Origin of the sequence: Flexivirga caeni (assembly GCF_003724155.1) — a bacterium.
Taxonomy (GTDB): domain Bacteria; phylum Actinomycetota; class Actinomycetes; order Actinomycetales; family Dermatophilaceae; genus Flexivirga; species Flexivirga caeni.
The window spans coordinates 58,385-84,699 of sequence record NZ_RJJQ01000020.1 but is presented as its reverse complement, the minus strand read 5'-3'; the positions used below and the strand labels follow the sequence as shown (position 1 = coordinate 84,699).

The 26,315-nt window shown below is 68.1% G+C and carries 28 protein-coding genes; 3 read left to right on the top strand and 25 right to left on the bottom strand.

Annotated features, from left to right (window positions below; genetic code table 11):
• Positions 1-13 precede the first annotated feature (13 nt).
• The 6 genes from EFY87_RS16945 to EFY87_RS16920 form a co-directional block, all read right to left on the bottom strand.
• Positions 14-406 (bottom strand): RbsD/FucU domain-containing protein, encoded by a 393-nt coding sequence (locus EFY87_RS16945; protein WP_123272671.1) that lies wholly within the window; start codon positions 404-406, stop codon positions 14-16.
• Positions 403-1,335 carry a ribokinase gene (locus EFY87_RS16940; protein WP_158607690.1) on the bottom strand — a complete coding sequence of 311 codons (933 nt, stop codon included), beginning with the start codon at positions 1,333-1,335 and terminating at the stop codon, positions 403-405. The genes EFY87_RS16945 and EFY87_RS16940 overlap by 4 nt, the downstream gene beginning before the upstream one ends.
• Positions 1,328-2,119: an ATP-binding cassette domain-containing protein gene (locus EFY87_RS16935; protein WP_123272669.1), complete on the bottom strand. Its 792-nt coding sequence runs from the start codon at positions 2,117-2,119 to the stop codon at positions 1,328-1,330. Before EFY87_RS16935 ends, EFY87_RS16940 begins: the two co-directional genes overlap by 8 nt.
• 9 nt (positions 2,120-2,128) lie before the next feature.
• Positions 2,129-3,109 carry an ABC transporter permease gene (locus EFY87_RS16930; protein WP_220093678.1) on the bottom strand — a complete coding sequence of 327 codons (981 nt, stop codon included), beginning with the start codon at positions 3,107-3,109 and terminating at the stop codon, positions 2,129-2,131.
• Positions 3,106-4,179 carry a sugar ABC transporter substrate-binding protein gene (locus EFY87_RS16925; RefSeq protein WP_123272668.1) on the bottom strand — a complete coding sequence of 358 codons (1,074 nt, stop codon included), beginning with the start codon at positions 4,177-4,179 and terminating at the stop codon, positions 3,106-3,108. Before EFY87_RS16925 ends, EFY87_RS16930 begins: the two co-directional genes overlap by 4 nt.
• Before the next feature lie 73 nt (positions 4,180-4,252).
• On the bottom strand, positions 4,253-5,284 hold the full coding sequence (locus tag EFY87_RS16920; RefSeq protein ID WP_123272667.1) for a LacI family DNA-binding transcriptional regulator: 1,032 nt from the start codon (positions 5,282-5,284) through the stop codon (positions 4,253-4,255).
• Between the two features lie 109 nt (positions 5,285-5,393).
• Here EFY87_RS16920 and EFY87_RS16915 point away from each other — a divergent pair, with 109 nt between their 5' ends.
• Complete coding sequence (locus EFY87_RS16915; RefSeq protein ID WP_123272666.1) at positions 5,394-6,263, top strand: oxidoreductase; 870 nt, start codon at positions 5,394-5,396, stop codon at positions 6,261-6,263.
• A 6-nt stretch (positions 6,264-6,269) separates the two neighbouring features.
• Here the strand turns inward: EFY87_RS16915 and lysA are convergent, their stop codons facing one another.
• Together lysA and EFY87_RS16905 are read right to left on the bottom strand one after the other, a co-directional pair.
• Entirely contained in the window at positions 6,270-7,523 is a 1,254-nt protein-coding gene (gene lysA, locus EFY87_RS16910) for a diaminopimelate decarboxylase (protein WP_123272665.1), read from the bottom strand.
• Between the two features lie 255 nt (positions 7,524-7,778).
• Positions 7,779-8,924, bottom strand: a complete 1,146-nt coding sequence (locus EFY87_RS16905; protein ID WP_158607689.1) for an MFS transporter — start codon at positions 8,922-8,924, stop codon at positions 7,779-7,781.
• A 345-nt stretch (positions 8,925-9,269) separates the two neighbouring features.
• On the opposite strand from EFY87_RS16905, the gene EFY87_RS16900 reads away from it, so the two are divergent.
• Positions 9,270-9,875, top strand: a complete 606-nt coding sequence (locus tag EFY87_RS16900) for a TetR/AcrR family transcriptional regulator (protein ID WP_158607688.1) — start codon at positions 9,270-9,272, stop codon at positions 9,873-9,875.
• A gap of 8 nt (positions 9,876-9,883) precedes the next feature.
• Here the strand turns inward: EFY87_RS16900 and EFY87_RS16895 are convergent, their stop codons facing one another.
• From EFY87_RS16895 to EFY87_RS16835, 13 genes are all read right to left on the bottom strand, one after another.
• Positions 9,884-10,330 (bottom strand): VOC family protein, encoded by a 447-nt coding sequence (locus EFY87_RS16895; RefSeq protein ID WP_123272662.1) that lies wholly within the window; start codon positions 10,328-10,330, stop codon positions 9,884-9,886.
• A gap of 17 nt (positions 10,331-10,347) precedes the next feature.
• Positions 10,348-10,860: a GNAT family N-acetyltransferase gene (locus EFY87_RS16890; RefSeq protein WP_123272661.1), complete on the bottom strand. Its 513-nt coding sequence runs from the start codon at positions 10,858-10,860 to the stop codon at positions 10,348-10,350.
• Entirely contained in the window at positions 10,860-11,348 is a 489-nt protein-coding gene (locus EFY87_RS16885; RefSeq protein WP_123272660.1) for a glutathione peroxidase, read from the bottom strand. The genes EFY87_RS16890 and EFY87_RS16885 overlap by 1 nt, the downstream gene beginning before the upstream one ends.
• 21 nt (positions 11,349-11,369) lie before the next feature.
• Entirely contained in the window at positions 11,370-12,149 is a 780-nt protein-coding gene (locus EFY87_RS16880) for a DUF1295 domain-containing protein (protein WP_123272659.1), read from the bottom strand.
• On the bottom strand, positions 12,142-13,443 hold the full coding sequence (locus EFY87_RS16875; RefSeq protein WP_123272658.1) for an SAM-dependent methyltransferase: 1,302 nt from the start codon (positions 13,441-13,443) through the stop codon (positions 12,142-12,144). Before EFY87_RS16875 ends, EFY87_RS16880 begins: the two co-directional genes overlap by 8 nt.
• The gene (locus EFY87_RS16870) at positions 13,440-14,717 is read right to left on the bottom strand and encodes an SAM-dependent methyltransferase (protein WP_123272657.1); all 1,278 of its coding nucleotides are present in this window, start codon (positions 14,715-14,717) and stop codon (positions 13,440-13,442) included. The genes EFY87_RS16875 and EFY87_RS16870 overlap by 4 nt, the downstream gene beginning before the upstream one ends.
• On the bottom strand, positions 14,714-15,439 hold the full coding sequence (locus tag EFY87_RS16865) for a DUF1365 domain-containing protein (protein ID WP_123272656.1): 726 nt from the start codon (positions 15,437-15,439) through the stop codon (positions 14,714-14,716). Before EFY87_RS16865 ends, EFY87_RS16870 begins: the two co-directional genes overlap by 4 nt.
• A complete protein-coding gene (locus tag EFY87_RS16860) occupies positions 15,436-16,695 on the bottom strand; it encodes an NAD(P)/FAD-dependent oxidoreductase (RefSeq protein WP_220093677.1) in 1,260 nt (419 codons plus the stop codon). Before EFY87_RS16860 ends, EFY87_RS16865 begins: the two co-directional genes overlap by 4 nt.
• Positions 16,696-16,762: 67 nt before the next feature.
• Positions 16,763-17,458: an anti-sigma factor gene (locus EFY87_RS16855; protein WP_123272655.1), complete on the bottom strand. Its 696-nt coding sequence runs from the start codon at positions 17,456-17,458 to the stop codon at positions 16,763-16,765.
• Positions 17,455-18,015, bottom strand: coding sequence for an ECF RNA polymerase sigma factor SigK (gene sigK, locus EFY87_RS16850; RefSeq protein ID WP_245988719.1), 561 nt, complete (start codon positions 18,013-18,015; stop codon positions 17,455-17,457). The genes EFY87_RS16855 and sigK overlap by 4 nt, the downstream gene beginning before the upstream one ends.
• 67 nt (positions 18,016-18,082) lie before the next feature.
• Positions 18,083-18,748: a fasciclin domain-containing protein gene (locus tag EFY87_RS16845; protein WP_342769135.1), complete on the bottom strand. Its 666-nt coding sequence runs from the start codon at positions 18,746-18,748 to the stop codon at positions 18,083-18,085.
• Positions 18,749-18,828: 80 nt separating this feature from the next.
• On the bottom strand, positions 18,829-20,376 hold the full coding sequence (locus EFY87_RS16840; protein WP_123272652.1) for a molybdopterin-dependent oxidoreductase: 1,548 nt from the start codon (positions 20,374-20,376) through the stop codon (positions 18,829-18,831).
• 37 nt (positions 20,377-20,413) lie between these two features.
• Positions 20,414-21,961 (bottom strand): MFS transporter, encoded by a 1,548-nt coding sequence (locus EFY87_RS16835; RefSeq protein ID WP_123272651.1) that lies wholly within the window; start codon positions 21,959-21,961, stop codon positions 20,414-20,416.
• A gap of 88 nt (positions 21,962-22,049) precedes the next feature.
• On the opposite strand from EFY87_RS16835, the gene EFY87_RS16830 reads away from it, so the two are divergent.
• Entirely contained in the window at positions 22,050-23,045 is a 996-nt protein-coding gene (locus EFY87_RS16830; RefSeq protein WP_123272650.1) for an Lrp/AsnC family transcriptional regulator, read from the top strand.
• A 264-nt stretch (positions 23,046-23,309) separates the two neighbouring features.
• Here the strand turns inward: EFY87_RS16830 and EFY87_RS16825 are convergent, their stop codons facing one another.
• From EFY87_RS16825 to EFY87_RS16810, 4 genes are all read right to left on the bottom strand, one after another.
• Complete coding sequence (locus tag EFY87_RS16825) at positions 23,310-24,029, bottom strand: VIT1/CCC1 transporter family protein (RefSeq protein WP_123272649.1); 720 nt, start codon at positions 24,027-24,029, stop codon at positions 23,310-23,312.
• Positions 24,026-24,334: a 4a-hydroxytetrahydrobiopterin dehydratase gene (locus EFY87_RS16820; protein WP_123272648.1), complete on the bottom strand. Its 309-nt coding sequence runs from the start codon at positions 24,332-24,334 to the stop codon at positions 24,026-24,028. Before EFY87_RS16820 ends, EFY87_RS16825 begins: the two co-directional genes overlap by 4 nt.
• A gap of 66 nt (positions 24,335-24,400) precedes the next feature.
• Positions 24,401-25,036: a response regulator gene (locus tag EFY87_RS16815; RefSeq protein ID WP_425459371.1), complete on the bottom strand. Its 636-nt coding sequence runs from the start codon at positions 25,034-25,036 to the stop codon at positions 24,401-24,403.
• Positions 25,033-26,259, bottom strand: a complete 1,227-nt coding sequence (locus tag EFY87_RS16810) for a sensor histidine kinase (RefSeq protein ID WP_123272646.1) — start codon at positions 26,257-26,259, stop codon at positions 25,033-25,035. Before EFY87_RS16810 ends, EFY87_RS16815 begins: the two co-directional genes overlap by 4 nt.
• Positions 26,260-26,315 lie beyond the last annotated feature (56 nt).

Below are 26,315 nucleotides of genomic sequence, written 5' to 3'. Positions count from 1 at the left end.
CCTGCGCGGCTCGCTATCGGGCGAACGGCACCCCCGCTTGGCAGATGACGTTTGCGTAGAAGGTCGCCTCGCCCGTGCGGATCGCGAATTTCGCCGCCAGTGCCCGCCGCTTGAAGGCGTCGTGGTCGATCGGTTCGGGGGTGAGGCCAAGGGTGGTCAGTGCATCCAGACACGGGCGATTGGTCTCCAGCATCTCGCGGGAGATCCAGCTCGCCTCAAGCGTGAGTTCGGGCAGCACTACCTGCACGACATCGATGAAACCGGCTGCGCCATAACGATATCCGAGGTCGACCGTCGGAAGGTCGCCCAGTGGCAGGCCACTGTCGCACACGACGAATTGTTCGGTATGCCGCAAGCCGCTCAGCTGCCGCGCCAACTCTGCGTGAATGATTCCCTTGCTGATCACGGACGTGGCTCCTCAATGATCGATGGTGTCTGGTCGACGAGGTCCGGCAGACGCGCGAACGACTCATAGCCACCCTGTGCGGTCGGGTGCCGGACGGCGAGCGACCCGGCCGTCACGGCATACCGCAGTGCCGTGCCCAGCGAATCACCAGCAGCCAGTCGCGCGGCGAAGACACCGCAGAACGCGTCGCCGGCCCCTGTGCTGTCGACGACTTCGGGCGTCGGCGGGGTCGCGGCCATCAGTGTTGTGGTTGTGGTGCACAAGATGGCACCACGGCCACCGAGGGTCGTGACCACCGCACTGGTGCCGCGCGCAATCAGCGACCTACTGGCCGCGATCACTCTCTGCGTGTCTGCTGCGTCGACGTCGGGCAGCCCTGCAGACTCGGCGAGTTCGTGCTCGTTGACGATCAGCACGCCGCAGCGGCGTAGCAGATCGTCGTCCAGCCTGACGGACGGCGCCGCGTTGAGGACGAACCGGCCGCGGGCCGCCACCGCGGCCGACTCCACCAGAGGCACCGGGATCTCCAGCTGGCACAGCACGACGTCTGACTGTCTCAGCGATGGAAGTCCCTGGGACCATTGGTAATTGGCCCCAGGGGCAACCAGGATCGTGTTGTCCGATGCAGCTACCGTGATCCACGCGCTCCCCGTGCGAGCGTCGGCTACGCGGTGGACTCCGCTGGTGTCGACGCCAGCACTCGCAAGGGTCGCGAGCGCTTGCGCGCCCTCGGCGTCGTTCCCGACGGCGGCGACCATCAGGACGGATGCGCCCGAGCGGGCGGCGGCGGCTGCCTGGTTCGCGCCCTTCCCGCCGACCGAACTGGTCAGTGACGATGCGAGCAATGTCTCGCCGGGGTGCGGAAACCGGGCCACTTCCACCGTATGGTCGATGTTGACCGAGCCGATGACGACGACGCGATCACTCACCTGCGTCTCCCGGTTGGGCACCGGTGATGAGAGCGACCAGGTCGTCGGGGGTCACCGAGTCCACCTCACGACGCGCGACCGTCGTGCCACGGCGCAGGACCACGGCGACATCCGCGATCCGCTTCACCTGTGACATGTCGTGGCTGATCAGCAACACCGTGACACCTCGGTCCCGCAACCTGCGGACCAGTGACTCCACGGCTGCGGTCTCCCGTACACCGAGGGCTGCGGTCGGCTCATCCATGACCACGAGCTGCTTGCCCCAGTGTGCGGCCCGGGCAATGGCGATGCTCTGCCGCTGGCCACCCGACATCCGCCGGACCGTGCTCGCCACGCTGGGAATGTTGACGTCCAGTTCGGTCAGGATCTCCTTGGCCTGGGTACGCATCGCCTTCTTGTCCAGGATCCGCAGCGGGCCGGCGCCGCGGGTGAGCTCGCGCCGCAAGAAGAGGTTCTGCCAGACCGGGAGATCGTCGATCAACGACAAAGTCTGGTAGACGGTCTCGATGCCAGCACGCCTGCTCTCGTCCGGTGTCGCGAAATGCACGGCCTTGCCGTTGATGGCGATGGTGCCGGTGTCCGGCGGATGCACGCCGGTCAGGCAGCGCACCAGGGTCGACTTGCCCGCGCCGTTGTCGCCCAGCAAGGCAGTCACCTTCCCGCGCTCAAGCACCAGGTCCGCGTGGCGCAGCGCCTGGACGGCGTCGAACGACTTGCTCAGCCCGCGAGCCTCGAGCAGGACGTCCTGGGCGACCGGTTTGGTCAGATCCACATCGGTGTTCATGCCGTGGTCCTATCTCTGGAAGCGGGAGATGAAGGCTGCGCCGAGCACCACGACACCGACCGCGATCGGCTGGTAGTACTGCGAGATATCCAGCAGCGTGAATCCGTTGAGTAGCGTCTGCAGGAGCACGGCCCCGGCCGCTGTGCCGAGAATGGACGCGCGACCGCCACTCAGACTCGACCCGCCGAGGACGACCGCTGCGATGGAGCTCAGCAGCAGGTTGGTCTGCATGGTGGGGTCGGAGCCGCCATTGTTGGAGACGAAGAGCACGCCGGCGATACCGCAGGCGAGGCCGGAGCCGGCATACGCGAGCAACCGGACCCGGTTGACCGGGATGCCGACGTCGCGTGCCGCCTCCAGGTTGCCACCTGTGCTCAGCAGGTACGTGCCGGTGCGCGTCCAGAAGAGCAGGTATGCCGCGATCGCCGCGACGACCACCGCGACCAGCCAGAACCACCGGATCGGTCCGATCCCGTTGAGCGCCAGGCCTTGCAGGAAGCCGGACGAAACCGCGGTCTGATTGCCGCCGGTGAGCAGCAGGGTCAGGCCGCTGACCACCGACAGTGACCCCAGGGTCACGATGAAGTCGGCCATCTTCAGCCGAGCGACCAGCAGGCCGTTGACCAGGCCGACAACCAGGCCCGCGAGGATGCCGGCGGCGATCGCCGCCGGGGTGCCCCAGCCGTGTGTCCAGGTCCAGCCGATGACCGTCGCGGCCCACGGCAGGTTGGAGCCGACGGACAGGTCGATGCCGGCCACCGTGATGACGAGTTGCTGACCCATGGACATCACGACAAGGATCGCGGCCGACACGAACAACGCGGTCATGTTGCTTGTGGTCAGGAACTTCGGCGTCGCGATGAAGAAGACGACGAAGAGCGCCACCAGGGCGATCGGGGCGGCATAGCGGGCGACCGCCTCGCCCATGTTGCGCCGCGGACGCGCCGGAAGGTCAGCGTCCGCGGCGACTTGGGGCTCGGAGATACTCACTTGCTACTCGACTTCGGGGTGCCGAACGGGTCGTCGAACGGCGTGAACGGCTTGGGGAAGTTGCTGATCGCCTTGTCGACGTTCGCAGCGTTGATGAAGGCGATGGGAGCGACGACCCGGCTCGGGATCGACTTGCCGGCAACCTTGTCGATGCACGCCTGAACGGCCATCTGACCCTCGACATACGGGTACTGGGTCATCGTGCCGGTGTTTTTGCCGGCCTTGATGGACGACAGCATTGCCTGGATGCCGTCGACCGAGACGATCTTGATCTTGCCCTCTTTGCCGGCGTTTTTGACCGCCTGGGCGGCACCCAGCGCCATCGTGTCGTTGGCGGAGAAGATCCCGGTGATGTTCGGGTGTGCCTGCAGGATCGAGGTGGTCACCGTGAGCCCGAGGTTCTGGTCGTAGTTTGCTGGCTGAGCGGCCACGATGGTGAGCTTCCCGGCGGTCACCTTCTTGAAGCCGTTCAGCCGGTTGATGCCGTTCTGTTCGCCGGCGATGCCCTGGAGGACGGCGACGTCTCCCTTACCGCCCATCGCTTTGAGCAGTTCCTGCCCGGCTTGCTCGCCGGCGGACAGGTTGTCGGACCCGATGAACGACGCGTAGGACACGCCGGCCTTCTTCGACGCCTCCGGGTCGATCTGGGTGTCCAGGTCGAGGATCGGGATCTTCTTGCGCGCGACCGGAACGAGCGGAGTGATGACGTTCGTCGCGTTGACCGGCACAACGCCGAAGCAGTTGTAGTCCTGTCCTGCAAGAGTCTGGATCTGGGCGTTCTCGCCTTGGGAGTCCGTTTCGTTCGCACCTGCCTTGACGGTGACGGTCACCCCCTGCGCCTTGCCCTCGGCGACGGCGCCATCGCGCAACGCGGCCCAGTAGGGGTTGGAGAAGTCACGGGTCACGATCGCGATCTTGGCCTTCGACCCCTGGTTAGACGATTTACTACCGTGGGTGCCGCTGCTCGCGTTGCTTCCGCTAGAGCCACCGCGGCCGCAGGCGGTGACGCCGGTGAGGGTGAGCCCGCCGATGACTATGGCGGTGGCAGCCGTCCTGACGTGTGTTCTCATTGCATCTCTCCATGGGTGTGTTGGTGGATGGTTACTTCTGGATGTGCCCCGGCAGGGGCACGTGCTGGGGGTGTTATCCGGCGGGCACGCCGCAGGATGAGCGGCTGATGAAGGTGCACGGCGGGTGTGCCGCGAGCACTGGATTGCCTTCTCGCTGAGCGAGGACAGCCGCGATAGCTGCCCTGGCGAGTTCTTCAATCGGCTGCGCGATAGCGCTCAGCGGCGGGTCGAAGAGGTCGAACCACGGTGCGTCGTCGAAACAGATCACCGACATGTCGTGCGGCACCCGGATGCCGTGCGCGCGCAACGCTTTCAGCGCACCAACCCCCATGGGTCCGTCTGCGGCGATGATCACTGTCGGGTTTCCCGAGGCAAGAAGTGCTTCGGCGGCGCGGTAGCCGCTCTCCTGCCGGAAGTCGCCTTCCTCGACGACAATGTCCCGGCTGCGGAATCCGGCCGAGACGAGCGCGTCCCGGATCTGTCCGCGGCGGTCTCGCCCCAGTGGGGTGGCCAGTGGCGGCGCGACCACGCCGACCCGCCGATGGCCGAGCCGGGCAAGGAGTTCGGCCGCGTCCGCCAGCGCTTGCCGCGGATCGGAACTGACGATCGGCACGGTGCGCAGGCTCTCGGCCACCGCACCCGTGCCGGACACGGTGATCGGCCGGTCCAGCAGCACGATCTTGGCGCCCGAGGCGGCGAGGGCACGCAAGCCCGGAGTTGTGGACGCAGTCGGGACAAGGAGCACCCCGTCGACCTGGCTCCCGGCGAGCAAATTGAGCAGGTAGTCGTCCTGGCGCGCGACGTCCTCGTCCGAATTGCAGAGGATCAGTGAGTATCCCTCATGGGCTGCCTGGCGCTCGATCGTCCCGGCGAGTTCGGCGAAGAACGGGTTGGCGACATCACTGACGATCAGGCCGAGACTCTTGGTCGACTCGGTCCGCAGTGCTCTCGCGGCGGAGTTCGGCCGGTAGCCGAGCTGGTTCGCGGCGGCAATCACCCGCGCGCTGGTCGCGGTGGAGATGCGCGGGTTGCCGGCAAGCGCCAGCGAGACGGTCGCGTCGCTGACACCCGCCGCCGCGGCGACGTCACGCAGCCGGACAACCATGCGATCTCCTCGTTGTTTAATCGATTAACCGTCACTATGGCAGAACGTGGCCCAGATCACAACAGTCTCCAGCGAAGTGGTGTCGGACCGGATGTGCTGAGCTAGGGGTATGACGAACGAGAGCTCCACCCTGGCAGGTCACTCCGTGCACCGCGTGGGCTTCGGTGCGATGCAGCTTCCCGGGCCGGGCGTGATGGGGCCGCCACGGGATCGCGACGAGGCGCTGGCCGTGCTGCGGCGAGCAGTCGAGTTGGTCGTGAATCACATTGACACTGCTCAGTTTTACGGCCCCGACGTCGCCAACGAGCTGATCCGCGAGGCGCTGCACCCGTATGCCGAGGACCTCGTGCTGGTCTCCAAGATCGGTGCCCGTCGCGACGAGTCGGGGGCGTGGCTGCCTGCCCAGCACCCCGATCAGCTGACCGAACAGGTCACCCAGAATCTGCGGTCGCTCGGGCTCGACCGCATCCCGGTGGTCAACCTGAGAGTAATGCCGCGCGAGGAGTGCACGGACGCCGACTATTGCCCGCTGGAGGAGCAGCTTGACACGATGCAGCAGCTGGTCGCCGACGGCCGCCTCGAAGCCTTCGGGGTGAGCAATGTGTCGGCGGACCAGGCGCGCACGGCCGTTGACGCGGGTGCCGTCTGCGTGCAGAACGCCTACAACCTGCTACACCGCGACGACGAGGCAACCCTGCGGTTGTGCGCCGACCGCGGCGTCGCCTACGTGCCGTTCTTCCCGCTCGGCTCGGCGTTCCCCGGCATGCCCAAGGTCACCGAGTCGGCCGCCGTGCAGCAGGTGGCCGAGCGGCTCGGAGCGACGGCCGCACAGGTGGGCCTGGCGTGGCTGCTGCAGCACTCCGGCAACGTCTTGCTCATCCCGGGGACGTCGTCGCTGAGCCACCTCGAGGAGAACATTGCGGCCACCTCGATCACGTTGTCCGATAACGATGTCGAGGAGCTCGAAGCGTCCGCCTGACCGTCGCTACGGCCGCCAGCCGAGTTGGGTGGACAGCAGGTCGTCATACGTCTCGCGGCGGACGACGAGTTGTGTCGTGCCGTCCTCGACGAACACGACCGGCGCCTTGCGTGCGCCGTTGTAGTTGTTGGCCAGGGTGTAGGCATAGGCGCCGGTGACCGGCATCGCGACGAGATCGCCGATCTGCGGGCCGGCGAGTTCGAGGTCACCGATCAGCTTGTCGCCGGACTCGCACTGCCGGCCGACCAGGTCGCACTGCACGAGCGGGGCGTCCGGCCGGTCCTGCGCGATGACCGCCTCGTAGCGCTGCTGCGTCAGCGCCGGGTCGAGGTTGTCAGCCATCCCGCCGTCGACCGCGACGAACGTGCGGCCGGTGCGCTTGACGCTGACAACCGTGTAGAGCGTCAGGCCGGCGATGGCGACGAGGGAGCGCCCGGGTTCAATGATCAGCTTCGCGTCCGCGGGGAGCGTGTCGCGTGCCGCTGTGACGATCGCGTCGAGGTAGGCGTCGATCGAGGGCGGTTGCTCGGCATACGTGTAGGGCACGCCGAGGCCACCGCCCACGTCATACACCGCGCAGCCGGGGAACTCGGCGAGTTGCCGGACGGCCTCGCCGAAGGGTGCGGCGTGGAGGATCTGCGAGCCGATGTGCAGGTGCACGCCGTCGAAAACCATTTCGCTAGAACGGATTTTCTCGGTCATCGCGTGAGCCTGGTCGTAGGGGACGCCGAACTTCGAGTCCGACCCGCCCGTCGACTGCGACGGGTGCGTCTCGGGCGCGACTCCGGGGATGACCCGGATCAGCACATGCTGACCTGGCGCAGGTATGGCGAGCAGGCGGTCGAGTTCGTCCGCGTTGTCGATCACGATGGTGCCGACCCCCGACCGCACGGCGAAGGTGAGTTCCTCGGTGGTCTTCGCATTGCCGTGGAAATACAGCAGTTTCGGGTCGACGCCGGCGGCGAGGGCCATGACGATCTCGCCCTGCCCGGAGACGTCGATGCCGAGCCCGCAGTGCGCTGCGAGCGCGTAGGTGGCCACGGTGGGGAGCGCCTTGGAGGCGAAGAGCACCTGGGAGTTCGGCCAGCGGGCGGTGAGCCCGTCGACCAGCTGCGCCGCCCTGTTGCGGAACTCGGCAACGTCGAAAACGTATGCCGGAGTGCCGAATTCGCTCGCGAGGTCGTGCAAGTCGACGCCGCCGACGGACAACCGGCCGGCGTCCGACCAGGCTGCGGACGCGGGGAAGAGCGGGACGGGCACGGTGACCTCCGGGGTGGCTGGCGCGGATGCGGTTGTGCCGTCAACGATCCCATGCCTGGCTGGATCCGTCGGCGGCCGCGGGCAGGTGGCTACGGCCGGGTGCCGGGCTTGGGTAGCGCCCGTCTTACCGAGGACAAATCCGGGACTCACAGCCCGGTCTGTCCGGACTGTGACAGGCGATACAACGAATGACACAATCCCGACATTCTGATCACCAAAGCGGTGACTGCGATGCCTGAGGACATCGTGGACAGTTCAGGGAATCAGGACGTCGGATGCCGTGGCTGGCTTGCGGAATCCGAGTAGTGCGGTGATCGCGGCGGCGAGCACCAAGGCGGCAGCGATGCCGAGGGCGAGGTGGAATCCCTGGACGAACGACTGGATGGCGGTGTGTCGGTAGGCAGGGCCAAGGGCGTGGGTGACGGCGCTGATGTGTGCTCCGGCGACGTTCTGCGTTTGGGCGGACGCGGCGACGTGAGCGGAGGCAGGAAGCCGGTGGATCGCGTTGTGCCAGTGGGAGGTTGATGCGGTGACGCCGATGCTGCCGAGCACGGCCAGACCGATGGAGGTGCCGAGTTGGCGAGACGCGTTGACGACCCCGGACCCCGCGCCGGAGACGCCAGCAGGCACATCGCGCATGGCGATATGGGTGACGCCGGGCACGATGGTCCCGAATCCGATTCCAGCAAGGACATAGCCGAGGGCGGTGTGTACAAATGGGCTGGTCGCGTCGGCCCGGCTGAGGACGAAGATGCCAATGGCGGCGACGAGGCACCCGGTGCTGACCACTCTCGCGGGTGGGTGCCGGCGGTCGATACGACCGGTGAGCTGGGCCATGAGGAGGAACGGGACGTTCATGAACAGCCACGACAGCCCGGTCTTGAGTGGCGACCAGCCGTTGACGTCCTGATAGAGCAGGGTGAGGTAGTACATGAACGCGCCGAACGCGGCATAGCTCACGAGATATACGCCCGAGGCGCTGACGAAGCTGCGCGCGGCGAGCAGGGCAGGGGGGATCATCGGTTCGGCTGTCCGCCGCTCCCAATGCACGAAGCAGACCAACAGCGCAGCGCCGACCAGGAGCGGTCCGAGCACCGCAATGGAAGTCCACGGGTGCGAGGACGCCTCGATCAGCCCGAGAGTGAGCCCGACCAGCCCAAGAGCACTGAACGCGACGCCGAGTAGGTCGAGACGACGCGATGAGGGGTTACGTGACTCGGGAACAGCGATGAGGGTGAGCGTGATCGCGACCGCGGCGAATGGGATGTTCGCCCAGAACACCGAGGACCAGCCGAAGAAGGTGAGCAGGACGCCGCCGACGACGGGTCCGACGCCGAAGCCAGTGCCGCCGATCGCGGCCCAGGTACCGATCGCGCCGGCGCGTAGGCGCTGATAACCCACTCCAGACCGCCGGGCGTGGTGCGCAGACTGGCCTGGATCGAGGGAAGCGCAACGTTCACGATTGTCACGTCGAGCTGGATCATGAAGGTCGCTACGCACATCGCCAGCAACGTCAACCGACGCCGCCCGCACTCGCTCAGACGCCCGCTCGGTTGGGTCGCAGCGACTCCCATCACCGGGTCTGTCCATGCGCGAGAGCGGCAATCGTGTATGTGGCTGGACGCATCAGGACTTCCTCTCGGGGCGGGCAAACGAGAGCGAGTGGTCATCGGCCCGCAGTAGAAAATAACCATACGGTTAGATATGTGTGGGACACATCTTAACCACATGGTTAGACTTGGTGAGGTGAGCACGTCCCAACCATCCCCACAGCGCCGCCCTCCGAGCCACGACCCGGAAGGACGACGCGCCGATGTGCTCGCTGCAGCACGGCGGTTGTTTGCCAGGCATGGCTACGCACAGACTTCGATTCGCGCGATCGCGCAGGAGGCCGACGTCAACCATGCGCTCGTGGTCACCTACTTCGGCGGCAAGGAGTCGCTGTTCATGGAAGCGGTTGGCCGATTCCACATTCCACCGGCCGCGCTACAAGGGAGCACTGAGGGCATGGGCCTCCGCATCGCGCAGGCGTACATGGACCGCTGGGAGCAGATGGCAGACGACGACCCCTGGCTGGCACTCGTCCGCTCATCCCTTTCGCACGAGGCCAGCTACGAGCTGTTGCAGACCGAGTTGGAAGCCCAACAGACAGTGCCGCTCCGCCATGCTCTGGGAGACACCACCGAAGGGCGACAGCGTTCCGCGATGGTCGAGTGCCTGATCGCCGGGATGATCCTGACTCGGTACATCTACCGGCTGCAACCCGCCGCGTCGCTCCCCGCCGCGGCGTTCAAGGCCGCGTTCGGCAACGCCCTCCAGCAAGCCATCACCGGCCCTCTACCAACGCGGTGAAAGACCCATCACCCGCCCCACCTCCGGAGTGACGTGACTCTCAGGTAGTAGCCGTCCGGGTCGACGAGGCGGAAATCGCGCAGCCCCCACGGCTGGTCCGCAAGTGGCTCGACGCTGCCACCACAAGATTCGGCGTGGGGCGCTGCGTTCGCGTAGGCAAGGTCGACATCGTCGACCTCGACGACCATCTCCAGCCCTACGCCTCGGGGTCCGGCGAGCCGGTCGGGGCTGAAGTGGTGCCCGGCGGGCAGCTTCGCATGGTGCTGGACACCAATGGTGATCGCTCCGGACCTCAGTGACACGTACCCGTCGCCTGACCACGTCGGCGGAGGTTGGAGGCCGAGGGTCGAGCGATAGAAGCGGACCGATGTCGCGACATCCTGGACGAACAGCTCGAACCGCAGGCCGACCAGAGCTGTCGCACCAGCGGGCACATAGTTGTCAGCGGCATGCATCGGGTCGGATCCCCCAATCACAGATCGCGCAGGTAGAGGCGGAAGGTGACGGGCGTGCCGTCCGGATGCGTGTCGGTGGCCGAGGTGAACTCCCGGACGAACCGGAAACCGGTGCGGTCGGCGACGCCGAGGGAGGCTACGTTCTCCGGCTCGATCCGCAAGGCGGCACGCGTGCCGATGCCTTCGGCCCGCAGGTAGTCGCACATCAAGGTGACGGCACGAGTCGCGACACCGTGCCGTCGTGCCCAGGGATGGACGGCATACGAGACGTTGACCTCACCCGCGTCGAGGCCGTCGTCAACTGCCGGGTCACAGTCGACGTAACCACCGAGTCGCCCGTCGACGACAATGCCGAAACCGCGCTTGCCCTCGCCACGTGCCGCATTCGCGGCGAGACCAGCGAAGTGGCGCCTCGTCGACTCACGCGTTCCCTTGCCGCCGGAGAGCCAGCGCATGGTCTCCTCGTCCTCGCCGGCATTGTGCGCGTCGACGTCCGCTTCGACGAGTGGTCTCAGCGTGACCTCGCCCATCAGCCCAGGGTCGCCTCGATGGCCGCGGTCACCCGCGGGTCGTCGGGCGTCACCTGCGGGCTGAAGCGCTGCACGACCGACCCGTCCGCGCCGACCACGAACTTCTCGAAGTTCCACTGGATGTCACCGTCGTGACCGTCCTGGTCGGCCGACTCCGTCAGCGCCTGGTAGATCGGGTGCCGGTCGTCGCCGTTGACGTCGATCTTCTCGGTCAGCGGGAACGTCACGCCATACGTGGCGCTGCAGAACTCCTGGATCTCCTCCGCCGAGCCCGGCTCCTGCCCGGCGAACTGGTTGCACGGGAAGCCCACGACGGTGAATCCCCTTGCCTCGTAATCCTTCTGCAGCGCTTCGAGCGCGGTGTACTGCGGGGTGAGCCCGCACTTGCTCGCCACGTTCACCAGCAGCGCGGGCCGCCCCAGCGTGATGTCGGCGAGCGTGCCGGCCGTTCCGTCGAGTCGGGCGATGGGCGCGTCGAGAATCGTCATACGGCCAATGTATGCCGCGTTTCATCCGCGGCGCGGCGGCCGGGGCACGAACGCACTCGTCCTGGCCTGGTATGCGGCGTAGCCGGGCCGGTCGGCCATCGCGCGCTCCGTCAGGCGGACGCCGCTGCCCCAGATCAGCAGGGCGGTCATCACGACCGGCGAGATGATCGTCAGCACGCCCGGCCAGGTCGAGCATGCGACCAGGTAGACGCCGGTCCAGACGCACGCATCGCCGAAATAGTTCGGATGACGCGACCACGCCCACAGCCCCTGGTCCATGACGACCGGACGCGGGTCCTGCCGCTTGTAGCGCTCCAACTGGCGGTCCGCGACCGTTTCGAGAGCGATGCCCCCGACCGCGACGAGCGACCCGAATATCGCGACAGCCCAGCGTAATCCGTGCGGGTCACCGCTCACCGCCGACACCTGGATCGGCAGCGACACGACCCACTGGATCACCCCCTGCATCCCGAAAACGCGCAGCGCGGTCGCGATCCTGCTGCGACCGGCCGCCATCCGCTCGTAGCGCGGGTCATCGTGATCCTGCGTGCGCAGGCGCCCCCACACGTGGGATGCGAGACGACCGCCCCATACCCCGACGACCAGCACGAGGACCCAGCGGCGCACCCCGCCACCGGACCCGGTCGCGAGTCCGAGCAGGGCAACGGCCGCCAGGCCGAGGCCCCAGACGACGTCGGCAACCATCCAGCGACCGGCCAGCCGTCCCCAGAGCGCGGCGCACCCTTGCAGAGCAGCCAGCACCACCGCACTGACGAGGGCCATCTCGGCGAGGTCAGTCATGCGCTGCACTCCAACCCGGCGGACGGACCGCCGGAAGGCCGGATCGCCCCGGTCGCCGCCGAACGGCCACGATCTGGTCGACCCCCATCCGGCCCTCCTCGAAGGCGAGGAGCCCTCCGGCGAGATAGAGCTCCCAGACACGGACGGTCTCGGCCGGCACCAGCTGCTCGATCTCCGCGCGGTGCAGCTCGAAGCGCCGCTGCCACGAGCGCACCGTCCAGGCGTAGTGCTCCCGAAGCGCGTGCACGTCCCGCACCTCCAGGCCGGCCGCCTCCAGCAGCTCGATCGTGTCACCGACGGGACGCATGGTCATGTCGGGCGCGATGAACGCCTCGATGAACGGGCCCCCTCCCGGATGCCGGCCGCGACGACTCATCTGCTGCACCAGAACGCGTGCGTCGCCGTCCGCCGCGTCGTGCAGCACGCGGGCATAGTCGGGGTAGCCCTTGTCGCCGGCGTGCTCGCCCATCTCGAGCGACACGACCGCGTCATACCGCCCGGTCACGTCCCGGTAGTCCCGCAGCTCGACGGAAACCCGGTCGCCCAGTCCTCGCTCGTGAATTCGCCTGTCGACAAAGGCCTTCTGCTCCTCGGAGATGGTCACGCCCGTGACCTTGGCGCCGTAGCGGTCGGCCGCGTGGAGCGCGAGCGCTCCCCACCCGCAGCCGACGTCCAGCAGGCGCATCCCGGGACGAGCGTCCAGCCCGACCTTGCGGCACACGAGATCGAGCTTGTCGTGCTGGGCGTCCTCGAGCGTGTAACCGGCCGTCTCGCAAGAGCCGAGATCTCCCCGGGTCACGTAGGCGCACGAGTAGGCCATGCTCCGGTCGAGGACCAGCTCGTAGAAGTCGCTGCGCACGTCGTAGTGGCCGTGTATGGCGTCGCGGTCGCGGGCCCGGGAGTGCAGCCGGCCACGAACCTTGAGCTGCGACGCGGGATCCGGTGGCCGCCGGCCGAGTCCGCCGGCAGCGATCACGCCGCGCAGCGCCTTTACCAGACTCACCGCACCAGGGCGCCGGTGCGCCAGGCCGCGCTCCTCTCCGGTATGCCGGAACAGCTGCAGCAACTCACTCACCTCCCCGTCGAACTCGACGTCGCCGGCGACGTAGGCCTGTGCGGCACCGAGTTCACCGGGATGGCGCAGCAGGCGGCGCAATGCGTCCGGGTGGTTGAGCCGGACCCGCGGTCCGGTGGCGCCGGCAGTGCTGCCGTCCCACGCCGTCAGCCGGACGGGCAACGGGCCGCGCAGGAGCGGCCGCAGTGATTGCTCCAGCGCCGGCGCGACCCCCGTCATGCGCAGTCCTCGCGGACGAAGGTCAGCTGGCGCACGTCGAGGTAGCCGGCACGGAACCCGCCCTCGGAGTAGCGCAGGTAGAAGTCCCACATCCGCCGGAAGGTCGCATCAAAGCCGAGAGCCTCGACGTGCGAGGCGCTTTCGGCGAATCGGCGGGCCCAGTCATCGAGGGTGCGCACGTAGGAGTCGCCCATCGGCAGCTCGCCGGTCAGCCGCAGCCCGGCCCGCCCGGCCGACTCGGTGATCAGCCGCACCGACGGGAGTGCACCGCCCGGGAAGATGTACTTGTGAATCCAGGTGTAGGTGCGCTGAGTCTCCAGTGCTCGGCGGTGCGGCATGACGATCGCCTGGATCGCAGCGCGGCCACCGGGCCGCAGGACCGACGCGATGGTGGCGAAGTAGGTGTCCAGAAACTCCAGCCCGACAGCTTCAATCATCTCCGCCGAGACAACCGCGTCGTAGGTGCCGGTGACATCGCGGTAGTCGCACAGCTCGACGTGTGCGGCGCCGGCCACGCCCTCCTCGGCAAGCATCGCATTGGCCCACTGTTGTTGTCGCTCGGACAACGTGATGCTGCGGACCGTGGCCCCTCGACGGGCGGCACGCAGCGCGGATCCGCCCCAGCCCGAGCCGATTTCGAGGACCCGTGACCCTGCGGCGACGGCAGTCTCGTCGAGTAGCCGGTCCATCTTGCGGCGCTGCGCGGTTGCCAGGTCGTCCGCCTCGCCGCCGAAGAGAGCGCTGGAATAGGTCATCGTCGGATCGAGGAACGACGCGAACAACTCGTTGGACAGGTCGTAGTGGCGCGTGACGTTGCTCTGCGAGTGTGCCCGGTCGGGCCGGTCGGCACGGGGCTGGCGGCGCAGGACGACTGACCTGAGTGCATGCAGCGGTCGCGGCACCAGGGTGTCCACCCCTCGGGCGAACTGCTCGATCAGCCGGGCGAGTTCGCTGCTGTCCCATTCGCCGGCGAGGTAGGACTCACCGAAGCCGATCATGCCCGCGGTGCCGATGCGCCGCATCAACGCCTGGGGTGCGACCACCGTCATCGTCGGGGCGGACGGCCGCCGGTCGCCACCCAGGACCTGACCGTCCGGGAAGACCACGCGGATCGGCAACCTCGCCACGGCATAGGTGAAGAGCCGGGCGGCGACCGCTCCGGACGCCGACGCGACCACGCCGTGCGGGATGCGCGCGACATCGGGCCACCGGCGCGCGTCGACGGCCCGCGGCGACGCGCCGGGAAGTGTGCTCGTGGTGCGGAAGAAGGTCATGTCGTCTCCTCACGGTGGTGCGGACGGGGTTGCACAGGAAGGCGGCGGAGCCACAACCGGATGCCCTGCACCCGGATGCGGGCCGTGACTAGCTGCGCCGCGACCGGCAGGTGCAGCGCCAACCGGAGCCGGTCGCTCCACGACTGCGGGCGGACGCCGCGCCAGGTGGCGACGAACGGCCGGCTCCCTGGCCGGTGCAGCGTCACCCGAATGTCGAATCCGGCGGCGTCCGGCGGCGGCACGGACATCGTGTAGCTCCCGGTCACGTCGTTGAACGGTGAGACGTAGAAACACTTTTCGGTGTGCGCGATGTCGCGTTCGTCGGGTTGAAGGAGATAGGTATGGCGCTCGCCGTAGGTGTTGCGGACCTCGGCAATCACGGCGAGGGATTCACCCGAGGGCGCCGCGCACCAGTAGAGGGTCAACGGGTCGAATGCGTAGCCGGAGGTGGCCCCACCGCACAGTGCGGTGATGTCGCAGCCGGACACATCCACGCCGCGTGCGTGCGCGAAGTCGACGATGTTCTGTCGCCAGCTCGGTGACCGGCCGAGATGATCACCGGCCCGGAATCGGACGAATCCTCTGTGCCACCAAGGAAGTACGTGGTTGGGGTCGGTCGCGTTCAGTGGGATCGCCCAGGTGCAGGTGCGGTAGGTGAAGTCGTTGTGCAGTGGCGCGACTCGCACATGCCGGACCGTCGCCAGGTATGCCGTGGGCTTCACCAGTGACCCCCGAGCGCCTCGGCAGCGCGCAACCCCGAGAGCGCGCCGTCCTCGTGGAAACCCCAGCCGTGGTAGGCGCCCGCGAAGGCGATGCGTGCTTCGCGCAACCCGGACAGGCGGGCCTGGGCACGCAGGAATTCCGCGGTGTAGAGCGGGTGCTCGTAGGCCGTCCGGGCGATCACCGTCGCCGGATCGACCCGGCCGGCGCCGCCCAGCGTGACGATGAAGCGCCGGCCATCCGGGGAGGGCAGTCGCATCAGCCGGGTCAGGTCGTACGACACCAAGACACCGTCCTGGGGCCCGCGCGGCAGCAGGTAGTTCCACGAAGCACGCGCCCGCGCCGAGCGGGGCAGCAACGACGTGTCGGTGTGCAGCTGAACCTCGTTGGAGGAGTAGCGCATTGCGAGCAGCACTGCGGTCTGGGCAGGGGTCGGTGACTTCAGCACCGCGTGGGCGGCGCGTGGGTGGGTCGCGATCACGACGCCGGTGAAATCGTGCTCGTCGTCCTCCGTCTGCACGGTGACGACGTCGTCACGAGCGGCGACGGCACGCACCGGTGTGCCGCAGCGCAGCTCGATGCGCGGGCCTGCGAGGAGCCTCTCGACATACGTGCGCGATCCGCCGGTGACGGTCCGCCACGCGGGGGATCCGGTCACTGACAGCATGCCGTGGTGGTCGAGGAAGGTCAGCAGGCTGCGGGCCGGATAGGCGAGTGCGTCGGCCGGCGCGCAGGACCACACTGCGGCGACCAGCGGACGTGCGAAATGCTCCAGGAAGTCGCCGGAGAAGTCGCGTCCGGCGAGCCAGTCGCCGAAGGACAGCGGGCTCTGGTCGCCGGACCGCAACGACGTGCGCGCCTCGCGGTGGAATCTGCGGATCTGCCACAGCATGCGCAGGAACGCCGGCCGGGTCGCCGTTCGCGGATCCGCCAGCACACCGCGAATGCCCTTGCCGCCCGCGTATTGCCAGCCGGTGCGCTCGGACCAGATCGACATGCTCATGTCGGTCGGCTGGGTCGGAACGCCGAGCTCGTCGAAGAGGCGGCACAGCGTCGGGTAGGTGCGGTCGTTGTGCACGATGAACCCGCTGTCCACGCGCACGCTGTCCTGCCCGGGGACTGCGACGTCATGCGTGTGGGCATGCCCACCCGGCCGGTCGTCGGCCTCGAAGACGGTCACCTTGCCCGACCGGGCCAGCACGTGTGCAGCGACCAGCCCGGAGACGCCGCTGCCGACGATCGCGAAGTGATCGACCACCGAACTCCCTTTCGCCGGAACTGTTTGTCCGGTGGGGTTCGTCGCCGCGGGGCAGACGGATGGGTGATCAGCTCATGGAAACCACGACGATGGGTTTGCTTGTCGGCTGCTTCGAGCCGCCGGCGGGCTCGACAGTGACCGCGGCCCCGGATGCGTTCGCGGTGCTGCCGCGCAGGACGGTCGGCTTCCCGGGTTGGAGGAGGCCGGCGTCGACCATTCCTGAGGGAGTGACGAACCACGCCTGGTAGACCTTGCCCGTTGCGGCCGCCGGCACGTCCTGCAGGGTGGCGACCGCCTTCTCCTCCTTCGCGGAGAAGACCATCACCAGGGACCCCCCGTCGACGGCCTTACTCGCCCGTCGCGCGTCCGGCGCGTTGGTCACCTGTGCCACCGCGCTCGCCGGGGCCGAGTGGCCCGACCAGGGATGCACGGCCACCGAGATGCCACCGGCTATCAGCACGAGGGCCGCTGCCGCTGCAAGCAACCAGCGTGCGCGAGGCCGGCTCGGTTGCGCGTCGGTTGCGCGGTCCGTGCCGGACTCCTGCGGAGTCGATCGCGCGGCTGCCAGCACCGTCTCGCGCAGCGCCGGCGGCGGCGCCACCGGCGGGACGGACTCACCGACCACCGTTGTCAGCTCCCGCCATTCGGCCACCTCGCGCCGGCACTGCGCACAGTCCGCCAGGTGCCGGTCGGCCGCTCGCCGGGCGAGGTCGTCGAGTGCGTCCATCGCGTAGTCGACCGCGTCCACGTGTTTGCTTGTCATGCTTCACCTCCGAACGCCGCACGCAGGGCGAGCAAACCGTCGCGGATCCGCGACTTGGCGGTGCCGAGCGGGATCCCCAGGCGCTGCGCGACCTCGGCATGCGAGATGCCCTCGAAGTAGGCGAGCTCGACGGCCTCTCGCTGGACGGGCGACAACTGGGCGATGGCCGCGCGCACCGAAACCGCCTGGAGCGATCCGGTGACTTGTTCGGAGGTGGAGTCGTATGCCGGTTCGGACTGCGTCGACACGTACGTTGCGTCGCGGTGGCGAGCGGCGTTCACCGAGCGGACCCGGTCGACCGCGCGACGATGCGCGATCGTGAACAGCCAGGACAGTGCAGACCCGCGGTCCGGCGAGAAGCGCGGGCTGGTCCGCCATACCTCGAGGAACACCTCCTGGGTGACCTCCTCGCTCATGGCCCGGTCGACCACGACGCGGCAGACGAGCCCGTGCACGCGCGCGGCGGTCGCGTCATACAGCTGCGTGAACGCCGCCTCGTCCCCCTGGCCGACCTGCTGCAGCAGGCCGGCCAACGAAGGAGGTTCGCCCGCGGTCACGTCCCCATTCTTACGGGTGGGCGCATGCGGGGCGAGCGCTGGCATGTCCCACCACCCGTGCGACGGCCTACTTGGCCATCAGGACGCTGTCGATGATGTAGACGGTCGCGTTCGCGGTCTGCACGTTCCCGCACACTACGTTCGCGGTGCCGTCGACCATGAACTTCTCGCCCGATCCGGTGACCGTGATGGTCGTTCCGCCCAGCGACTGGTGGCTCCCAGCCAGCTGGGCGGCGCTCAGCCGTCCCTTGACCACGTGCCCGGTGAGCAAGGCCGTGAGCTTGGATTTGTTGGCGAGCACCGCGTCGAGTTGCGCCTTGGGCAGCTTGGCGAACGCCGAGTTCGCCGGCGCGAACACGGTCAGCGCCGACGCACTGTTGAGCGTGTCGACCAGGCCAGCCTTCTTGACCGCGGCGGTCAAGGTCGACAGTGCGGGGTTGTTCGAAGCCGCGGTTGCGACAGGATCCTGCGCCATACCGTCGAAGGACCCCTTTCCGCTCTTGGGAACCGTCGAGCAGGCGGGACCGAACGGCATCGCGGCGACTTTCGTGGCGCCGGTGCTGCTACTCATGCCGGATCCGCTCGACATCGCCGTGGACGTCGTGGTGGCTGCGCCGCCACCGGAGGTGGTGTTGCTCGCACTCGATCCGGACGAGCCGGACGAGCCGCACGCAGTGAGCGATGCCGCGAGCAGGGCGGTGGCCACAACAGCGAGGGTAGGGCGTGCTTTCACTGACCTCAACTCCTTCAGAAGGTGATTCTGGTTGATGACATTGGTGATTCGGAGTGCAAGGGCTGTCGGATTGGCCAGTTTCAGCGCACCACGAAGAAGCGTTCCTCCACACCACTCGAACCGTTGGGAAAGACTCCTGCCCGCTTCGAGGTCTGCAGTTGGTCATGGCCGTAGACCACGCGTGCTCGGACGCTGTGCTGGCCGGCTGCGGCGTCCGCCCACACGAAGTACCACTGCCGCCAGTAGTCGATGTTGACGTCCGGTCCCATGCTCGCGTCTTCCCATGGCCCGTTGTCGACGCTGACCTGCACCCGGACGACGCCTCGTCGCTGCGCCCAGGCCGTGCCGCCGATCAGCACCCGACCCCGCTGGACGGAAGCGAATGAGCGCGGCACGTCGATCCGCGCAGTGGGCTTGATCTCGCCTGTCGTCGTCCAGCCCCGTTGCGTCCAATACGCCTTCCGGGCGGCGTATGTCGTGACGGTCAGCCGGGTCACCCACTTGGTGCAGCCGAGCATGCCGTAGAGGCCGGGCGTAACCAGGCGCGCGGGGAACCCGTGGGACCGAGGCAGTGGTGCGCCATTCATCCCGACGGCGAGGATCGCATCGCGATCGTCGGTGAGGGCCTCGAGCGGAGTGCTGATCGTGAAGCCGTCCGTCGACGTGCTCAGGACCTGCAGGTCCGGTCGCCCGGGGTCCTTCACACGTGCCGCTGCCAGCAGGTCGCGGGTGAGCACCCCTCGCCACGTTGCGCCCCCGGCATACCCTCCGCCGATCTCGTTGCTGACACAGGTGATGGTGATGTTGCGCTCCACGAGCGGACGGCCGAGGAGCTCGGAATACGAGAGTGAATAGGGGTTTTCGACGTCTCCGTCAATGCGGAGGGACCAGTCCGAGGCGTCGACGGCGGGCACGGTCAGTTCCGTGTCGACCCGGTAGAAGGTGCCGTTCGGGGTGCGCAGCGGCGTGACGCCGGGGACGAGCCGATCGATCCCGCGCGGGAGTGGCGGAGCCGGGTCGGCCGCCTCCGGCAGCCGGACATCGATGGCCGAGCGCCGAGCGGCCAGCCGGTCAGCACCGACGAACCCGGCTGCCGTCATCGTCGCGCTCACCCCCGAGGCCAGCACGAAGTCGCGCCGTCCGACGCCCGCCCGGGCTTCCTGCTGAGGCGATCGTCGGTCGGAAGGTGGTCTGTCGATCCGGTGCAGTGCCAGCAGGACCAGGATCGACACGGCACCGGCCGCTGCGGTCGGCGCCAGATCCGTGACCGTGGCGAACGGGCGAGTCAGCACCGCGTAGCCCGCAACGGCGAGCATGGTTGCCTGTGCAGCGATTCCCGCCGTGAGACTGCGCGTGGCGATCAGGCCGGACGTGACGGCCAATGCGAGGACAGCGACCGCGATCGAGGAGAGCAGCACGAGTTTGTCGTGGGTGCCGAACTGGCGAATTGCCCAGTCTTTCAAAGCAGTCGGCGTGTGATCGATCACGGTCGAACCCACGGCCAGGATCGGTGCGGTGGCTGGATCGCGCACCGCCGCGACCAGCTGACCGGCAGCCAGCCCTGCGCCGACTGCCAGCACCCCGGTCGCGGCTGCTCGAAAGCTGGCTCGCAGTGCAGCTGCTGTCATGGCCGGGGTTCGTGACCACGGTCCCGATGGATGGGTTCTAGGAGACTGCACCCTCCGCGGGGGCGAGGCGCTCGTCCTGCTCGTCGTATGCCGGGGTACTGGCCGGCGCGGACCGGCGCGGCCGGATCAGCAGGCCGGCGACGACACCGCCCACGACGCCGAGCACTCCCGCGACGAGTGCGGTGAGCCGTAGCCCATCAACTGCGGCGAGGTGCACCAGGTGGTCGGCCGCTGCCTGTGCGTCCGCAGGAACGTGCGAGAGGACCGCGCGTGCCTGGCCCCCTGCGACCGCCGCTGACGCGCCGGACGCGTGCGGCATGTCGTGCGCGACCAGGACCGACTTGATGCGGGCGGCGAAAACCGTTCCCAGCGCTGCGATCCCGAGCGCGAATCCGAGCTGGCGTGCCGTGTTGACTGCTCCGGCCGCCATACCACCGCGTTGCGGTGCGACGGCAGACATCGCCGTCGAGCTCAGGGTGGGTGCTGCAAGACCGACACCGACTCCGGTCACGACCAGGCCGGGCAACAACGCAGTCCAGCTTGCGCTTGCTCCGCTCAGCTGCCAGGCGACGAGCAGTCCGCCGGCACCGGTCAGCCCGATCCCGAGCCCGACCGCCAGCCAGTTGCGATTGCCGTGCATGAGCCGGCCGATGCTCGCACTGGTGACGAACGACGCCACGGCCAGCGGCAGCGTAGCAAGACCGGCCTGCACCGGTGACATGCCACGGACTGACTGCAGCCAGATCGAGGTGTAGGTCAGGTAGGCGAATGCCGCTGCGGACAGGACGAATCCGGCGATCAGCGCGCCGGTGAACGCACCGCTGCGCAACAAGCCCAGGTCGAGCATCGGATGATCGCTCCGCGTCTCGGCGACGATGAATGCAACCAGCATCACGATCGACAGTGCGAACGATGCGAGCACCAGGCCTGCGCCCCAGCCGTGCTCGTTCGCCCGGATGAGTCCGAAGGTCAACGCCGCTGCGAAGATCGTGAACGTCGCGATGCCGGACAGGTCGAGTGGCGAACGGTGCCGCTCGCTCTCGGCAAGCACGAGGAAGCACAACACGATCGCGGTGATGGCGAACGGCAGGTTGACGAAGAAGATCCACCGCCAGGAGAGGTGCTCGGTCAGCAATCCACCGGCGATCGGCCCGATCGCGGCCGCCGCGCCGGAAACGGCGCCCCAGATGCCGTATGCCGTGCCGCGGTCCCGCCCGGTGTAGCTGCGGTTGAGGAGAGCGAAGGTGGTCGCGAACATCGCGGCACCGCCGAGCCCCTGCACCGCGCGTGCTGCCACGAGGACCGTGGAGTTGCCGGCGAATCCGCAGGCGGCAGAAGCCAATGCGAAGAGCGAGAGGCCTACGACATACGCGGAACGGTGTCCGAGACGGTCTGCGATCGAGCCGATGCCGAGCAGGAACGCGGCGAGGACGAGGGCGTAGCTGTCGACGACCCACTGCAGCGAGCTGAAGTTCGTCCGCAGGCTGACGGCCATGTCGGGTAGTGCGACGTTGACGATCGTCACGTCGACGAGCAGCATCAGGGTGCCGATGCAGATGGTGAGCAGTGGAAGCCACTTGCGCATGGTGAGAAACCTTTCCGGGAGTGGTTTCCAGGATCCGGCGATTCGGGACAGGCAACCAGCCAGGATGGGGGCAGCGTAGATTTCCGCCATGGCTGCAGCTCCTGGGAAGAAATCCGCCACAGTGGATGAGATGGACATCAAGCTCACGCACGCCTTGCAGACGGCGCCGCGCGCACCGTTCGCGGTGATCGGCTCGGTGCTCGGTGTCTCCGAGCAGACCGTCGCGCGGCGCTATCGGCGGCTGCGCACCAGTGGAGCGGCGCGGGTGATCGGTTTCGTGGACCCGGAACCGCTCGGCCGGCAGAACTGGATGCTGCGGCTCTTCTGCCGCCCGGACGCGTCCGGGCGGATCAGCCACGCGCTGGCCAGGCGCGATGACGTCCAATGGGTGGCGATCCTGCAGGGCGGGACCGAGGTCGACTGCGTGCTGCGCCCGCGTACCCTCGACGACCAGGATCAGCTGCTGCTGCAACAACTGCCGCGGACCGTGCAGATCACCGGCATCGAGGCAGAGGCAGTGCTGCACGTCTTCCGGGGTTCGACGACGCAGGACTGGCGGGTCGGTCCGGACTTTCTGACCCCGGACCAGGAGGCGCAACTGCTCGCCGGCACGCCGGAGCGCAGCGATCGGCCGGTGCAGCTGACCGAACGCGACGAACCGCTGTTGCAGGCGCTCATGCTCGACGGCCGCGCGTCATACGCCGACCTGTGCGCTGCGGGCGGAGGCTGGACGGAAGCGCAGGTGCGCCGGCGCGTCACCGAGCTGCGCGAGGGCGGGCTGCTCTACTTCGACGTGGACCTCGACGACGCATTCTTCGGCAATCCACTGGTGGCGCGGGTGCTCCTCACCGTCGCGCCCGCTCACCTGCACGCCGTGGGGGAGGCAATGGCCAGGCATCCATCGGTCCGATTCTGCGCTGCCACAACCGGATCAACCAGCATCATGCTGTCCGTGGGCTTTCCCGACGTCGACAGCCTTTACCGTTTCGTCTCCGAGGACGTGGCGCGGCTGGACGGCGTTGCGCAGGCCCAGGTCGAGCCGATCACCCGCGCGGTCAAGCGTGCAGGCACGATCGTGCGGTGAGTCGCGGAGGCCGAGCCGCGAGTATGTCCAGCGCGCGCCATGCCGCGCGATTGGCATACCCAAGAGCGGGCCAGCGCCGAGCGGGGTACTTCGGTGTCGAGCGTGGTAGAAAACCGGCCGTTACGCGTGTGTGGTTCTACCCCGCTCGGTGGGTACGTACCCCGCTCGGTGATCACCGGAGCGACCGGCTACGACCTCACAGCCAGCGAAGTCCTCGACCGACTGCCAGCTGTATGGTCGAACGTGACGGGCGGCTTCCGCGGCTCAGACTGCTGTGCCGACGACGGTGCCCACGCCATACGTGATGGCCATGGCGAGCAGACCGCCGGCGACATTGCGGAGGATGGCCGGACCGGCCGGCGCCTGCCCGAGCCGCGCGCTGACGGCTCCGGTCACGACGAGCGCCACCGCCACCGCCACGAAGCAGACCAGCACCCGAAATGCGGCGGCTGGCAACAGGATCGCGATGAGCGGGATGAGCGCACCGACCGTGAAGGACAGGAACGACGCAGCGGCCGCCTCCCACGGGTTGGTCAGGTCGTCCGGGTCGAGGCCCAGCTCCGCCTCGGCGTGCGCGGCGAGGGCGTCGTGCGCGGTCAGCTCCGCGGCGACCTGCTCGGCGAGTTCCCGGCGCAGCCCCTTGGCTTGGTAGATCTGGGTCAGCTCTTCCAGCTCCTCCTGCGGCAGCTCCCGCAGCTCGCGTCGCTCCTTGCGCAACATCGCTCGCTCGCTGTCGCGCTGGGTGCTCACTGATACGTATTCGCCTGCGGCCATTGATAATGCGCCCGCGACGAGGCCGGCCACGCCCGCGATGGCGATGGTCGAGCGGCTCGTCGTGGCACCGGCTACGCCCGCGACGATGCCGGCCACGCTCACGATGCCGTCGTTGGCGCCGAGCACCCCGGCACGGAGCCAGTTGAGCCGGCCGGCGAGCCCGCTGTCCTGCAGCTCGCCGTCGTGCGGCTCCACCGAGGCGCTGGTCATCCGGAAGTCGTCGATCCGGTCGACTCGGCTGCCTCGCCGATGCGATGCGCCAGCTCGATGTCGAGCTGGGTGATGCCGCCCTCGCTGTGGGTCGACAACGTCCACCGGACGGTCGTGTAGGAGATCTCGATGTCGGGGTGGTGGTCCATCTGATCGGCGTCGACCGCGACCAGCCGGACGAATTCGATTGCGGCCGCAAAGCTCGGTGAGCTGTATGACGACCGCAACGTGTCACCGTCGCGCCGCCAGCCCGGCAGATCGGCCAGTTGCCGGGTGATCTCCTCGTCGGTCAGCAACCTGCTCATGATCAGCAACCTTGCCCCGTGTGATGCCGGATGTCCACGCAGGCAAGGCTGCGATAACCGTCCTGGTCAGCCGCCCAAATAGGCAAGCACGGCGAGCACCCGGCGGTTGTCATCCGCCGACACGGGCAGGTCGAGCTTGGCGAAGATCGCGTTGGTGTGCTTGCTGATTGCCTTCTCGGTGACGAAGAGCGCCGCGGCGATGGCAGCGTTCGAGCGCCCCTCCGCCATCAGCGCGAGCACCTCGCGCTCGCGATCGGTCAGTCGGTCGACCGGACTGCCCTCCGGGCGCCGGGCGATCAGATGCCGCACCACCTCCGGGTCGAGCACCGTGCCACCCGCCGCGACCTGGCGGACCGCCGAGACGAAGGCACCGACATCGGAGACGCGGTCCTTCAGCAGGTAACCGACGGATCCGTCGCCACCCTCGAGAAGCTCTCGTGCGTAAAGGCTCTCGACATACTGGGACAGGACCAGCACGGGCAGTCCGGGCGTCTCGCGGCGGGCGTCGATCGCGACCCGCAGACCTTCGTCGGTGAGGGTGGGCGGCAGCCGGACATCGACGACGGCGACGTCCGGACGGTGCTCACGCAGCGCCCGGACGAGTGAGGGTGCGTTGTCGACCGCGGCGACGACCTCGATGTCGTGCGCGGTCAGAATGCGCTGCAGGCCGTCGCGCAATAGCGCGTGGTCCTCTCCGATCACCGCCCGCACGGCACCTCCATCGTCACGGTCGTCGGACCACCCGGCGGACTCAAGACTGCAACGGTGCCGTCGAACACTGCAAGCCGGGACGCGATGCCGCGCAGACCGCTGCCCTGTGGGTTGGCGCCGCCGACGCCGTTGTCGCCCACGACGGCGACCACGACGTCATCCTCGTCGTGGAGCGCAATCCAGCAGGCGTCGGCGTGAGCGTGCTTGCCGATATTGGCGAGGCACTCGGAAATGCTGAAATAGAGCGCAGATTCGAGGGTCGCCGGCAGCGCCGGCGGATGCAGGTCCAGCTCGGTATCCATCGGCAGGTCCACGGCAAGGGCCCGTACCGCGTCGGCGAGGCCACGATCGGCCAGCACAGGCGGATGGATGCCGCGCACCACCGACCGGATGTCCTGCAGCGCCTCCGTGCTGCCGTCCCGCGCTTCGAGCAACAGCGTCCGGGCCGCCTCCGGGTCCTTCTCGATCAGCTCAGCCGCCAGACCGAGGCTCATACCCAGTGCCACGAGGCGCGCTTGCGCCCCGTCGTGCAGGTCGCGCTCGACGCGTCGCAACTCAGCCGCTGCAGCGTCGGCACCCTGCGCCCTCGACGTCGTCACCTCGCGGACGCGACGGGCGAGGACCGCCTGCCGGGAGATGCCAAGGAGGAAGGCGTCCAGCCCGAATCGCCACCGGGCAATGGGTTTCGCGGTGAACCACCACACCAGTGCGCCGAGCACGAATCCGCCGGCCGACAGTGCGACGGCGCCCTCGGTCGTCGTGATGGTCATGCCGTAGGGCCGGTCGAAGATGTCCGGCAGGCCCTTCCACAGCCCGAACCAGACGATCGACCAGATCGGATAGAGGAACAGGGCGATGCTCAGAACCGAGAGCGTGAAGCCGATGGTGATCGACGACAGTTCCCACAGCAGGTCACGCCATCGCGCCGGGTCCGATGCCCAGCGCTGCACCCGCGCGATCGGTCCGAGACCGGTGGTGTCGCGGTATTCCTGGACGACCGGCTGCTGCAGGATCTCCCTCGCCATACTCCGGTGTCCGGTCGCGACCAGTCGGGTCGCCGGGACCACGATCAGCAGCAAGATCACACCGATTCCCAGTGGTGTCAGGGCGACTCCCACCACACCGAGCACGAAGAGCGCAACGGTCGGCGCGAAGAGGAGCACGGCGACGACGTGCGCCAGCATGATCTGCGGGCGACCTGCGGTTGATTGCACAGCACCATCCTGACGTGTGCGCGCTCCGAGCGCAGTCGAGAATGCACCACATCGGA

Coding starts and splice junctions, on each gene's coding strand:
- EFY87_RS16935 (WP_123272669.1), bottom strand. CDS start 2,119: ATGAACACCGATGTGGATCTGACCAAACCGGTCGCCCAGGACGTCCTG.
- EFY87_RS16925 (WP_123272668.1), bottom strand. CDS start 4,179: ATGAGAACACACGTCAGGACGGCTGCCACCGCCATAGTCATCGGCGGG.
- EFY87_RS16920 (WP_123272667.1), bottom strand. CDS start 5,284: ATGGTTGTCCGGCTGCGTGACGTCGCCGCGGCGGCGGGTGTCAGCGAC.
- EFY87_RS16915 (WP_123272666.1), top strand. CDS start 5,394: ATGACGAACGAGAGCTCCACCCTGGCAGGTCACTCCGTGCACCGCGTG.
- EFY87_RS16895 (WP_123272662.1), bottom strand. CDS start 10,330: ATGCATGCCGCTGACAACTATGTGCCCGCTGGTGCGACAGCTCTGGTC.
- EFY87_RS16890 (WP_123272661.1), bottom strand. CDS start 10,860: ATGGGCGAGGTCACGCTGAGACCACTCGTCGAAGCGGACGTCGACGCG.
- EFY87_RS16885 (WP_123272660.1), bottom strand. CDS start 11,348: ATGACGATTCTCGACGCGCCCATCGCCCGACTCGACGGAACGGCCGGC.
- EFY87_RS16880 (WP_123272659.1), bottom strand. CDS start 12,149: ATGACTGACCTCGCCGAGATGGCCCTCGTCAGTGCGGTGGTGCTGGCT.
- EFY87_RS16875 (WP_123272658.1), bottom strand. CDS start 13,443: ATGACGGGGGTCGCGCCGGCGCTGGAGCAATCACTGCGGCCGCTCCTG.
- EFY87_RS16870 (WP_123272657.1), bottom strand. CDS start 14,717: ATGACCTTCTTCCGCACCACGAGCACACTTCCCGGCGCGTCGCCGCGG.
- EFY87_RS16855 (WP_123272655.1), bottom strand. CDS start 17,458: ATGACAAGCAAACACGTGGACGCGGTCGACTACGCGATGGACGCACTC.
- EFY87_RS16840 (WP_123272652.1), bottom strand. CDS start 20,376: ATGACAGCAGCTGCACTGCGAGCCAGCTTTCGAGCAGCCGCGACCGGG.
- EFY87_RS16835 (WP_123272651.1), bottom strand. CDS start 21,961: ATGCGCAAGTGGCTTCCACTGCTCACCATCTGCATCGGCACCCTGATG.
- EFY87_RS16830 (WP_123272650.1), top strand. CDS start 22,050: ATGGCTGCAGCTCCTGGGAAGAAATCCGCCACAGTGGATGAGATGGAC.
- EFY87_RS16825 (WP_123272649.1), bottom strand. CDS start 24,029: ATGACCAGCGCCTCGGTGGAGCCGCACGACGGCGAGCTGCAGGACAGC.
- EFY87_RS16820 (WP_123272648.1), bottom strand. CDS start 24,334: ATGAGCAGGTTGCTGACCGACGAGGAGATCACCCGGCAACTGGCCGAT.